The sequence below is a fragment of the Arhodomonas sp. AD133 genome, assembly GCF_051195215.1.
Lineage (GTDB): Bacteria > Pseudomonadota > Gammaproteobacteria > Nitrococcales > Nitrococcaceae > Arhodomonas.
Map to the genome: position 1 here is coordinate 53,364 of NZ_JBNAZM010000015.1, position 11,819 is coordinate 65,182.

General features: G+C 66.8%; 8 protein-coding genes. 1 reads left to right on the plus strand and 7 read right to left on the minus strand.

Translation table 11 applies throughout. The annotated features are described in order from the left end of the window. Positions 1-81: 81 nt before the first annotated feature. From rfbB to ACPEES_RS10885, 6 genes are all read right to left on the minus strand, one after another. Positions 82-1,173, minus strand: a complete 1,092-nt coding sequence (gene rfbB, locus ACPEES_RS10860; RefSeq protein WP_435103502.1) for a dTDP-glucose 4,6-dehydratase — start codon at positions 1,171-1,173, stop codon at positions 82-84. 139 nt (positions 1,174-1,312) lie between these two features. Beyond that, positions 1,313-2,188, minus strand: a complete 876-nt coding sequence (rfbD, locus tag ACPEES_RS10865; RefSeq protein ID WP_435103503.1) for a dTDP-4-dehydrorhamnose reductase — start codon at positions 2,186-2,188, stop codon at positions 1,313-1,315. After that, positions 2,185-2,733, minus strand: a complete 549-nt coding sequence (gene rfbC, locus ACPEES_RS10870; protein WP_435103504.1) for a dTDP-4-dehydrorhamnose 3,5-epimerase — start codon at positions 2,731-2,733, stop codon at positions 2,185-2,187. The genes rfbD and rfbC overlap by 4 nt, the downstream gene beginning before the upstream one ends. Next, a complete protein-coding gene (rfbA, locus tag ACPEES_RS10875; RefSeq protein ID WP_435103505.1) occupies positions 2,723-3,622 on the minus strand; it encodes a glucose-1-phosphate thymidylyltransferase RfbA in 900 nt (299 codons plus the stop codon). The genes rfbC and rfbA overlap by 11 nt, the downstream gene beginning before the upstream one ends. Before the next feature lie 147 nt (positions 3,623-3,769). Further along, complete coding sequence (locus ACPEES_RS10880; RefSeq protein WP_435103506.1) at positions 3,770-5,494, minus strand: bifunctional sulfate adenylyltransferase/adenylylsulfate kinase; 1,725 nt, start codon at positions 5,492-5,494, stop codon at positions 3,770-3,772. A gap of 13 nt (positions 5,495-5,507) precedes the next feature. Beyond that, positions 5,508-6,716 carry an MFS transporter gene (locus ACPEES_RS10885; protein WP_435103507.1) on the minus strand — a complete coding sequence of 403 codons (1,209 nt, stop codon included), beginning with the start codon at positions 6,714-6,716 and terminating at the stop codon, positions 5,508-5,510. 118 nt (positions 6,717-6,834) lie between these two features. Here ACPEES_RS10885 and uvrA point away from each other — a divergent pair, with 118 nt between their 5' ends. Continuing rightward, positions 6,835-9,696: an excinuclease ABC subunit UvrA gene (uvrA, locus tag ACPEES_RS10890; RefSeq protein WP_435103508.1), complete on the plus strand. Its 2,862-nt coding sequence runs from the start codon at positions 6,835-6,837 to the stop codon at positions 9,694-9,696. Between the two features lie 49 nt (positions 9,697-9,745). Here uvrA and ACPEES_RS10895 read toward each other — a convergent pair whose 3' ends face one another. Further along, positions 9,746-11,734 carry a methyl-accepting chemotaxis protein gene (locus ACPEES_RS10895; protein WP_435103509.1) on the minus strand — a complete coding sequence of 663 codons (1,989 nt, stop codon included), beginning with the start codon at positions 11,732-11,734 and terminating at the stop codon, positions 9,746-9,748. Between the last annotated feature and the right edge of the window lie 85 nt (positions 11,735-11,819).

The window sequence follows — 11,819 nt, forward strand, 5'->3', positions numbered from 1 at the left end:
GGCAAGTGGTGCGGCGCGCAGATTACGTCCATCGGCCCGGAAGCGCGACCGTCGCCACGGTTGCCGAGCCGATCGGGGCGATCAGCCATACTGGCGCGCGAGCCATTCCTTGTAGGATCCATCCATGACCGAACGCCACCAGCCTTCGTTCCCGAGGTACCAGTCGACGGTATCCTTCAGGCCCTGCTCCACATCGAAACGCGGCTTCCAGCCGAGCTCATCGGTGATGCGCTGCGGATCGATCGCGTAGCGCCGGTCGTGCCCCGGCCGGTCGGTGACGAATCGCATCAGCGAGTCTGCCGCTTCACCCCGCGCCGCCGGTGCCTCGGGGAACCGCGTCGCGAGGGTCTCGTCAGTGGCGAAACGCTCGTCGACGACGCGGCAGAGTGTGCGCACGAGCTCCAGGTTGGTCAGCTCGCCGTAGCCACCGATGTTGTAGGTACCGCCGACCTCGCCGTCGCGCAGGACTGCTTCGATGCCGCTGCAGTGATCGGCCACGTGCAGCCAGTCGCGCACGTTGCTGCCGTCTCCGTAGATGGGGAGCTCCCGGCCGTGGAGTATGTTCACGATCACCAGGGGGATGAGCTTCTCGGGGAACTGGTAGGGGCCGTAGTTGTTGGAGCAATTGCTGGTGGTCACCTGCAATCCGTAGGTGTGATGCCAGGCGCGGACCAGGTGATCGGAAGCCGCCTTGCTCGCGGAATACGGCGAATTCGGGGCGTAGGCGGTCGTCTCGCTGAAGGCCGACTCATCGGGGGCCAGCGAGCCGTAGACTTCATCGGTGGAGATGTGATGAAAACGGTGGGGCTGCCCGCTGCCGGCCAACCATACGGAACGGGCGGCCTCCAGCAGCACCTGGGTACCGACCACGTTGGTTTGTACGAACTCGGCGGGGCCGTGAATCGAGCGGTCGACGTGGGACTCGGCGGCGAAATGCACGATGGTATCGATGCTCTCTTCACGCAGCAGCCGCTGTATGAGATCGCCATCGGCAATGTCGCCCTTGACGAAACGATACCCCGGCGCACGCTCGGCATCGGCGAGGTTCGCCGGATTACCCGCGTAGGTCAGCGCATCGAGAGCGACCACGCGCTCCTCGGGACGAGCCGCGAGCCAGTGATGCACGAAATTGCTACCGATGAATCCGGCCGCGCCGGTAACCAGAATTGCCATGGGAGCTCCCAAGTCGTTCCTTCGTCAAATGCGCTCGCCCGGGGGGCGGCGCTTCAAACCATTCGGTGGATCACGCTGCGCTTCATCCGACCTACCCGTCGCAGAGATGTCGGCTGCCAAGTGCAGCCGACCTACCCGGCTACCGATTGCGGGCGTCGCGATACTCGTCGAGCATCGCCGCGAGCTGCGCGCGCCAGTGCACGCTTTCGACACCGACCGCCTCCCGCAAGGAAGTCTTGTCGAGCACCCCCTGCGGCGGACGGCGTGCCGGCGTGGGCCAGGCGGCACCAGGGATAGGTGCCACTTCCACGCCCGCCGGCACCAGCCCGCGGGCGGCACCCTCGTCCCGAATCGCCACGGCGAAGTCGTACCAGGAAGCGACACCCGCATCGGTCCAGTGGTGCGTCCCCGTGAGTCCCGCCTCGACGGCGCTCCACAAGACCTCGGCGAGCCCGCGGGCCCAAGTCGGCGTGCCGATCTGATCCTCGACCACGGTCAGGCGCTCACGCTCCGTCATGAGGCGCAGCATGGTGGTCGCGAAATTGTGCCCGTGCGCGGCATAGACCCAGGCCGTCCGGACGATGAGCGCTTCCTCACCGAGGGCCGAACGCACACGCGCCTCTCCCGCGGCCTTGCTTGCGCCATACTCGCCCACCGGCGAAGTCGGCGCCTGCGGCGACCAGGCACGCCCGAGCTCGCCGGAGAAGACGAAGTCGGTGGAGACGTGCGCCAATCGTGCGCCATGCCGGGCGACCGCCTCGGCAAGATGGCCGGCGCCGTCGGCGTTGACCGCCCAGGCACGTTCGCGTTCGGTTTCGGCGCGGTCCACCGCCGTGTAGGCCGCAGCATTGACCACCACGGCCGGACGGTGCTCGGCAATCGTCGCCTCGACCGCGGCAGCGTCGGTAATGTCGAGCTCGCCGGCGGACAGCCCGACAGCCTCTACGGCGTGCGGCGCCGTGCGCAGGAGCTCGCGGCCGAGCTGACCGCCCGCACCGGTGACGAGCACCTTCATGAATACACCTCCGCGCGGTCGAGCGTAACGCCCGCGAGGTCCTTCTCGGAGAGCACCGGCTCCACGCCCTCGGGCAGCGGCCACTCGATGGCTACCTCCGGGTCGTCCCAACGCAGGGTTCGCTCATGCTCGGGGGCGTAGAAATCCGAGCACTTGTAGAGCAGATCCGCGCTCTCGGAGGTCACCACGAAGCCGTGGGCGAAACCCGGCGGCACCCAGAGCATGCGGTGGTTTTCCTCGGAGAGCGCCGCGCCCACCCACTGGCCGAAGTGTGGCGAGCTGCGGCGCAAATCCACGGCCACATCGAATATCTCGCCGCGCACCACGCGCACGAGCTTCCCCTGTGGCTGCTGGATCTGATAGTGAAGTCCTCGAAGGACACCCTGGCTGGACCGGCTGTGATTGTCCTGTACGAAGCGGTCGGGAATGCCGACCTCGGCGAAGCGCTCCGCCTGCCAGGTTTCGAGGAAGAAGCCGCGATGATCGCCGAAGACTCGCGGCGTCACCAGCAGCACGTCGGGTATGGCAAGGGGTTCAACCTGCATCGGGTTCCAGTCCCTGATCGAGCAGTGAATTGAGGTAGTCGCCGTAGCCGCTCTTGCACAGCGGCTCGGCGAGCCGCCGCAATGCCTCGGCGTCGATGAATCCCATGCGATAGGCAATCTCTTCGGGGCAGGCGATTTTGAGCCCCTGACGTTTCTCGACCACACGCACGAAGTTCGCTGCGTCGAGAAGCGAGTCGTGGGTGCCGGTATCGAGCCACGCCGTGCCGCGACTGAGTAGCTCGACGTCGAGGCGCCCCTGTCGGAGATAGGCGCGGTTGACGTCGGTGATCTCCAGCTCGCCGCGCCAGGAAGGCTCAGTGTTCCGGGCGATGCTCACCACGTCGTTGTCGTAGAAGTACAGGCCCGTGACCGCATAGTGGGAGGCCGGATTCGCCGGTTTCTCCTGGATATCCACGGCTCGACCGTCGGCACCGAAGGAAACCACCCCGTAGCGCTGCGGTTCGTTCACGTAGTAGCCGAATACGGTCGCACCGTCCTGTCGCCGGGCAGCCGCCTGCAGCTTATGGGACAGGCCGTCCGCGTAGAAGATGTTGTCACCGAGCACGAGCGCCACGGGCGAGTCGCCGATGAACCGATCGCCGATTAGGAATGCCTGGGCGAGGCCTTCCGGTCGCGGTTGTTCCGCATAGCTGAGGCTGATGCCCCAATCACTGCCGTCGCCGAGCAGACGCTGGAATGCGGGGCCGTCTGCCGGAGTGGTGATGATGAGGATGTCCCGGATACCCGCCAGCATGAGCGTGGACAGCGGGTAGTAAATCATCGGCTTGTCGTAGACCGGCATCAGTTGCTTGCTCACGCCAAAGGTGAGCGGATATAGCCGGGTCCCGGAGCCCCCGGCGAGGATGATGCCCTTGCAAGCTGTAGTCATGCGCCCCCAGATGTCCGTTATCCAGATGGCGCCGAAGTCTACCAGCAGCCGCGAAGCGAGTCGTCCGCGACCGCGGTGCCGGCGGTATCGCCGCGTGGCGGCGGGGGAAGAGCCCCGACGCCGTGCGGCGACACTCACCGGATCGCATCAGCGAAGGCTGATATAGCCCGCCTTCTCCAGCTTGAGGATGACCTCCTGTGCGGCCTCGTCCGGCGTGCAGTCAGTCGTGTCGAGAGTGAGCTCCGGCGCCTCAGGAGCCTCGTAGGGGTCGTCGATACCGGTGAAGTTCTTGATCACGCCTGCGCGAGCCTTGGCGTAGAGCCCCTTGCGGTCACGCGCCTCGCATACCTCCAGCGGCGTGGCCACGTGGATCTCGATGAAGCCGGCACCGGTCTCCTCGACCATCTCGCGGACCTGTCGTCGGGTCGCGGCATAGGGCGCAATGGGCGCGCAGATGGCGACACCGCCGTTCTTGGAGATCTCGCTGGCGACGAAACCGATACGCTGGATGTTGAGATCGCGGTGCTCCTTGGAGAAGCCGAGCTCGCTGGAGAGGTGCTTGCGCACCAGGTCACCGTCGAGCATCGTCACCCGCCGCCCGCCGATCTCCATGAGCTTGGCCATCACCGCATTCGCGATCGTGGATTTGCCCGAGCCCGACAGCCCCGTGAAGAACAGGGCGAAACCCTGCAGGTGCTTGGGCGGATAGGTCTTGCGCAACTCCTCGACCACCTCCGGATAACCGAACCAGTCCGGAATATCCAGGCCTTCGCGCATGCGCCGCCGGAACTCGGTGCCGGAGATCTGGAGCACCGTTTCCTTGGTGTCGTCCACCTCGTCGATAGGCGCGTACTCCGCACGCTCCTTGACGTAAACCATCATCTGGAACGGCACCACGGTGATGCCGATCTCGTCGCGGTGTTCCTCCACCAGGTGCTGCGCGTCGTACGGCCCGTAGAACTCCTCACCCTGGCTGTTCTTGCCCGGGCCGGCGTGGTCACGCCCGACGATGAAATGGGTGCAGCCGTGGTTCTTGCGGATGATGGCGTGCCAGACCGCCTCGCGCGGCCCACCCATGCGCATGGCAAGCGGCAGCAACGACAGCGCCGTGGTCTGCTCCGGGTACTTCTTCAGCACGTGCTCGTAGCAACGCACACGGGAGTAGTGGTCGACGTCGCCCGGCTTGGTCATGCCCACCACCGGCTGGATGAGCAGATTGGCCTCGGCCTGCTTGGCGGCGCGGAACGTGAGCTCCACGTGGGCACGGTGCATCGGGTTGCGGGTCTGGAATGCCACCACCCGGCGCCAGCCGCTCTTGGCGAAGCGCTCGCGCAGCTGCCGCGGCGTGGAGCGCAGGTGCCCGAAATCGTAGTGCACCGGCTCGGTCACGCCGTGCACCCGTCCCCCCACGTATACCGGGTTGCCCCGGTTGAGCAGATAATCGACACCGGCGTGGGCGGTATCCTCGGTGCTGAAGACGCCCACCGCTTCGCGGCGGAAATCCGGGCGCCAGATGGCCTCCACGTCCATCACCGCGATCAACACACCCTCGGGGTCGCGCAGGGCAATGCGCTGCCCTTCGCTGATGTCGCCGGCAAACGCCTCGGTGACATCCAGCGTGATCGGCATCGGCCAGAGGGTGCCGTCGGCGAGCCGCATCTCGTCGACAACGCGGTCGTAATCAGCCGGTGTCAGAAACCCCTCGAGGGGCGAAAAACCACCATTGAGCAACAGCTCGATGTCGCAGAGCTGACGCTGGCTGAGGTCCCAGCTCGGATACTCCGTGGCACGCCGCTTCTCGGCGGCCGCCTCGTCCTCGGCGAGGTACAGTTCCTTCAGCGTCCCGCCGTGGGGCTCGATCAGATGACTCATGCAGCTTCTTCCCTCAATGGTTATCGGCAATCTGATTTGCGCAGACGTCGGCATTGCGTACGCTCGGCGCCTGCAGACCCAAAACCAGCACCAGCCAGAGCGCCGCCAGTGCCGCCGATGCGACAAAAACGCCCTCGGCACCGAAGCGGCCATAGGTGGCGCCACCCAGCACCCCCCCGAGAAACGCACCCACGAACTGGGCCGTTGAGAACACGCCAAGTGCCGCGCCTCGCGCATGCGCGGGCGCGAAACGCGAGACCAGCGACGGCAGACTGGCCTCCAGCACGTTGAAAGCCGTGAAATACACCAGCAACGCGGCGACGAACGCCCACGGCCCCACCCCGATGGTATCCGCCAGGGCAAGCTCGCCGGCGATCAGCAGCGCGACCGCCACCACCACCAGGCGATGCATCACCCGCTTGGCCTCACCCACCCCGATGGCGGGAAACATCAGGAGTGCCGAGACCATCATCACCGGCACGTAGACCTGCCAGTGCGCCGCGGGGCTGAGGCCCACGACCTCGCCGATCACCACCGGCAGCACCACGAATTGAGCGGTCATGATCAAATGCAGCAGCAGCACGCTCGCGTCCAGGCGCAAAAGATCGGGGTGGCGCAGCACCTCGGTGAACGTACCGGCACGGATATCGCGGTCATGGCTGCGCGTCGCCGGCGCCGGCACCAGCCAGTGCAGCAGCCCCATGGCGCCCAGCGCCAGGGCGGCGGTTATCCAGAACAGGCCCGACAGCCCCATGGCGGCCGCCACTGACGGTGCGATGATGAGTGCCAGCATGAACGCCAGCCCGACACTCACGCCGATGAACGCCATCGCCTTGGTGCGCTGACGCTCGCGGGTGTGATCCGCCGCGAGGGCCATCACCGCCGCCGCGATCGCGCCGCTGCCCTGCAGAGCGCGCCCGGCGATCACGCCCCAGATGCCGGTGGACAATGCCGCGACGACACTGCCGAGGGCGAACACCGCCAGCCCACCGAAGATCACCGGCCGGCGGCCGATGCGGTCGGAGAGCATTCCCATCGGAATCTGCAGCAATGCCTGAGTGAGACCGTAGGCGCCGATGGCGAGACCGATGAGCGTGGGCGTGGCACCGGTAAGCCCGTCGGCATAGAGGGCGAACACCGGCATGATGAAGAATAGCCCCAGCATGCGCAGACCGAAAATCGCCGCCAGCCCCGCGGTGGCGCGGCGCTCGCTGGCGGACATGGCTGCCGTGCTGGAGTGTTTCGATCGTTTGCTCAAGGTTTACTGCGGCCGAACGGCCGCCGCCGAAGAATTGACAGAAGCGGTATAGTAGCAGGTTGGTTCAGCCCGGCCCAACGTAATGGATAGCATCCGCATCGATGGTGCGCGCACGCACAACCTGAAGAACGTCTCCCTGGCGTTGCCACGCCAACGGCTGGTGGTGATCACCGGGCTGTCCGGCTCCGGCAAGAGCTCGCTCGCTTTCGACACCATCTACGCCGAGGGCCAGCGTCGCTATGTGGAGTCACTCTCCGCCTACGCGCGGCAGTTCCTCTCGATGATGGAAAAACCGGACGTGGACCACATCGAGGGCCTGTCGCCGGCAATCTCCATCGAGCAAAAGGCGACTTCGCACAACCCGCGCTCCACCGTGGGCACGGTCACCGAGATCCACGACTACCTGCGGCTGCTGTTCGCCCGTGCCGGCACACCGCGCTGCCCGAGGCACAGCATCGAGCTGCGCGCCCGCACCGTCAGCGAAATGGTCGACCAGGTGCTGGGACTGCCCGAGGGCACCAAGGCCATGCTCCTCGCCCCACTGGTTAGCGAGCGCCGCGGCGAGCAGCGCGAGGTCTTCGACGAGCTCCGAGCCCAGGGCTTCATTCGTGTGCGCGTCGATGGCACCGTGCACGAGATCGACGCAGCCCCGGCCCTCGACGCCAAACGCCCCCACACCATCGAAGCGGTGGTGGACCGCTTTCGCGTACGTGCCGATCAGGCCACGCGCATTGCCGACTCCGTGGAGACCTGCCTGAGCCTCTCCGACGGCCTGCTCAGGGTCGCGTTCATGGACGCGCCGGAAGCCGAGGAGCCCCTGTACTCCTCCCGCTACGCCTGCCCGGAATGCGGTTACTCGCTACCGGAGCTCGAGCCCCGGGTGTTCTCCTTCAACAATCCCCACGGCGCCTGCCCGACCTGCGACGGGCTTGGTGTGCACCAGTTCTTCGACCCGGCACGCGTGGTCGCTCACCCCGAGCTCTCCCTGGCCGGCGGCGCTATCCGCGGCTGGGACCGGCGCAATGCCTACTACAGCCGCATTCTCGCCGACCTCGCGAGCCACTACGGCTTCGACGTGGAGACGCCATGGCAAGCGCTCCCGGAGCCGATCCGCGAGGTGGTGCTGCGCGGCAGCGGCGACGAGGATATTCCGTTCTCCTACAGCGGCCCGAGCGGCGAGCGCACGCGCCATCACCCCTTCGAAGGCGTACTCAACAACCTGGAGCGACGCTACCGCGAGACGGATTCGGCGGTAGTTCGCGAGGAGCTCGCGCGGTTCATCAATACCGAGTGCTGCCCGGACTGCGAAGGCTCGCGGCTGAACGAGGCGGCCCGCCACGTGTTCATCGGCGAGCACAGCCTGCCGGCGATCACGGCGCTTTCCGTGGGCCGCGTGCAGGCGCTTTTCGAAGGTCTGCATCTCGAGGGCGCCCGCGGCACCATCGCGGAACGAATCCTGCGCGAGGTGCGCGACCGCATCGGCTTCCTGGTGAACGTGGGCCTCGATTATCTGAGCCTGGACCGCGGGGCGCACACGCTCTCCGGCGGCGAAGCCCAGCGTATCCGCCTGGCCAGCCAGATCGGCGCTGGCCTGGTGGGGGTCATGTACGTGCTCGACGAGCCGTCCATCGGTTTGCACCAGCGGGACAACCGCCGCCTGCTGGATACGCTGCTGCGCCTGCGCGACATGGGCAACACCGTAATCGTGGTGGAGCACGACGAGGACGCCATCCGCGCCGCCGACCACGTGGTGGACATGGGGCCCGGCGCCGGCACCCACGGCGGCGAAGTCGTGGCGGAGGGAAAACCGGAAGCGGTGGAGGCCAACACGGCATCACTCACCGGCGACTACCTGGCCGGCCGCCGCGCCATCGCCGTACCCGAACGGCGCACGGCGCCGGGTGACGAGTGGCTGCGCATCCGGGGGGCGCGGGCCAACAACCTGCAGCACATCGACGTGGACCTGCCGCTGGGGCTCATGGTCTGCGTCACCGGCGTGTCCGGCTCCGGAAAGTCCACGCTGGTCAACGACACGCTCTACCACCAGGCTGCCCGCACCCTCAACCGCGCCAGCATCGACGCGGCGCCGTGCGACGGTATTGATGGTTTCGAAGCCCTCGACAAGGTCGTGGACATCGACCAGAGCCCCATCGGCCGCACACCACGGTCCAACCCGGCGACGTACACCGGGCTGTTCACGCCCATCCGCGAGCTCTTCGCCGGCACCCCCGAGGCCCGTGCCCGCGGCTACGGCCCGGGGCGCTTCAGCTTCAACGTCAAGGGCGGGCGCTGCGAGGCCTGCCAGGGTGACGGCGTGCTCCGGGTGGAAATGCACTTCCTGCCCGACGTGTTCGTGCCCTGCGACGTCTGCCAGGGCGAGCGCTACAACCGCGAGACCCTGGAGGTGCGCTACAAGGGGCTCAATATCCACCAGGTGCTCGAGCTCACCGTGGAAGAGGCTCACGAGTTCCTCGGGGCCGTGCCGGTCATCGAGCGCAAGCTGCAGACACTCATCGACGTGGGCCTTGGCTATGTGAAGCTCGGCCAGAACGCCACCACGCTCTCCGGCGGCGAGGCCCAGCGCGTGAAGCTCGCCCGCGAGCTCTCCAAGCGTGAGACCGGGCGCACGCTCTACATCCTCGACGAGCCCACCACCGGCCTGCATTTCCATGACATCGCCCAGCTCCTCACGGTGCTGGAGCGCCTGCGCGACCACGGCAATACCGTGGTGGTCATCGAGCACAACCTGGACGTCATCAAGACCGCGGACTGGATCATCGACCTGGGCCCGGAAGGCGGCGAAGGCGGCGGCCGGCTACTCGCTACCGGCACGCCGGAGGATGTGGCCCGGACGGAGGCCTCGCATACTGGACGCTACCTGCGCGCCGCACTCGAGCGGCAATCGGCGATGGGGGAGGTAGCCCGGACACGCTCGGGGACCTAGTCACGTCGTCACGCAGGGCGGACGAAGCGAAGCGCGGTCCGCCGTCGAACTAGACCCGGAACCGCCCGACGAGCTCGCGCAAGCGTTCGCTCATGGCGGCGAGCTCCTGACTGGAGCTGGTGATCTGACCCACCGCGCTCACCGACTCGTCGACCACCCCGTTCACCTTGTTGACGCTCTCGGAGATGTTTCCGGATGTCGCGGTCTGCTCTTCCGCGGCGCCGGCGATCTGGGTGGTCATTTCGGTGATGCGCTGAACGCTCGCGGCGATCTCGGAGAGCGAATCGCCGGCCCGCGCAGCCTCTTCCACGCTCGTCCGCGCGGTCCCGCGGCTCGCCTCCATCTGTTCCGCGGCCTCGCGGGCGCCCTCCTGGAGGCGCTCGACGATACTCTGTATCTCGCCGGTGGATTCCTGGGTGCGCTGGGCGAGACCACGCACCTCCTCGGCGACGACGGCGAAGCCGCGACCGGACTCGCCAGCCCTGGCAGCCTCGATGGCCGCATTCAACGCCAGCAGGTTGGTCTGCTCGGCGACCTCGCGGATCACGTCGAGCACCTTGGTCACGCTGTCGGTTTCGGCATTGAGCGCACGGGTACGCTCGGCGCCCTGCTCCACCTGCTGCGCGAGCCCCTCGATGGTGTCCACGACCTCGTGGACGATCCGCCGCCCACGGTCGGCGGTCTCGTGGGAGCCTTCGGCCGCCTCGGACGCCTCACCGGTATTACGCGCGATCTCCTGGGCCGTAGCCGCCATCTCGTTCATAGCGGTGGCGAGCTGCTCGATCTCGGCGCGCTGACGGCGGATGCCGTCGTCGGTGCTGGCGGTGATCGAGGAGAGCTCCTCGGCTGATGTCGCGAGGCTCTCGGTCTCACGACCGATACCCTTGACCACGTCCTGGAGTGTCTCGATGAAGCTGTTCATCGCCCGCACCAGATCGGCGACTTCGTCACGACTGGTCACCGGCAGACGCGTGTTGAGATCGCCCTGCCCCTGACGGATATCCTCGAGCAGGCGATTCAGGCCATCGCGGGCGCTACGAAGCGGACGCGTGACGCTGCGCGTGATCCACCCAGCGAGCAACAGCCCGGCGAGCACGGCCACACCGACTACCGCCGCGGTGAGCGTAATGGTCGTACTGACGCGCTGGTCCGCAACCTCCGCCTGCGCCGATAGCGCACCGAATACCTCGTCTTCCAGCTCGCGGGCGCGGGCGGCGATCTGCGGCCCCACGTCGTCCATCTCCGCTTTCGCGGTCCGCAGCCGATCGACGGCCGCCTGCAGCTGCCGCACACCCGCCAGATAGGTCGCCAGGGATTCCTGGGCGGTAGAGAGGCGTTCGGTGTTCTCGTCACTGAAAATCGCATCCTCCAGGGCGGCGATGGCTTCAGCCGCGGCACTCGTGCGCTCGGAGATCGCCTCGGCATTGGCATCGGACGGGGTGACCAGGAAGGTATTCACTGCCGTTCGCAGCTGGACCATGCGACGATTCGCCGTTTCGGCCTTGAAGGCGAGGGTCGCGTAGCTCATGTCCTGGGCGGCGGTGACGATGCCACTCAACATTTCCTCGGTCTTGGGCCCGGCGGTTGCGAGCTTGTCCGCCTTGATGCGCTCCATGGTCGTGATGCTATCCACCACGTCCGTATCGAAGCCTTCGGTGAACCGCGCATGCATGTCGGCCAGCTCGTCGACCAACGCCCGCTGCCGGGGGTCGTCGATACGCTCGCGCGCCTGCTCGAGCAGGGCCCCGAACTCCTCGCCGTACTGCCCGAACGCCGCCCGGGAGGCCTCGTCGTGGTCGAGCACGTACGCTTCCAGCCGCAGCCGCTGGCGATACAACGTCACCAGCATGTCGGTCGCCAGCGCGGTATCCGGGGCAAGGTCCTCCGTGACCGTGTACATATCGGCCTCGATACCCCGCAGCGACATCACGGTAGTGACACCGGTGACCACCAGTGCAACGACCATGATCAGCGGCGCGGCGAAGACTTTCGCGGCCACTCCCAGGCGACGGCGTGAAAAGGGTTTCTTCGACTTCATCGAGTGCGGCTCCGGTTCACGATGACAGCGAGCGATTCGTACAGTGTCGCTATCGGCAGTCCGACGCATTCCTTGACCCGGCGAA

Excerpts from the sequence above, each read along its gene's own strand:
- ACPEES_RS10880 (WP_435103506.1), bottom strand. The coding sequence starts at position 5,494 with ATGAGTCATCTGATCGAGCCCCACGGCGGGACGCTGAAGGAACTGTAC.
- ACPEES_RS10895 (WP_435103509.1), bottom strand. The coding sequence starts at position 11,734 with ATGAAGTCGAAGAAACCCTTTTCACGCCGTCGCCTGGGAGTGGCCGCG.
- rfbC (WP_435103504.1), bottom strand. The coding sequence starts at position 2,733 with ATGCAGGTTGAACCCCTTGCCATACCCGACGTGCTGCTGGTGACGCCG.
- uvrA (WP_435103508.1), top strand. The coding sequence starts at position 6,835 with ATGGATAGCATCCGCATCGATGGTGCGCGCACGCACAACCTGAAGAAC.
- rfbD (WP_435103503.1), bottom strand. The coding sequence starts at position 2,188 with ATGAAGGTGCTCGTCACCGGTGCGGGCGGTCAGCTCGGCCGCGAGCTC.
- rfbB (WP_435103502.1), bottom strand. The coding sequence starts at position 1,173 with ATGGCAATTCTGGTTACCGGCGCGGCCGGATTCATCGGTAGCAATTTC.
- rfbA (WP_435103505.1), bottom strand. The coding sequence starts at position 3,622 with ATGACTACAGCTTGCAAGGGCATCATCCTCGCCGGGGGCTCCGGGACC.
- ACPEES_RS10885 (WP_435103507.1), bottom strand. The coding sequence starts at position 6,716 with ATGTCCGCCAGCGAGCGCCGCGCCACCGCGGGGCTGGCGGCGATTTTC.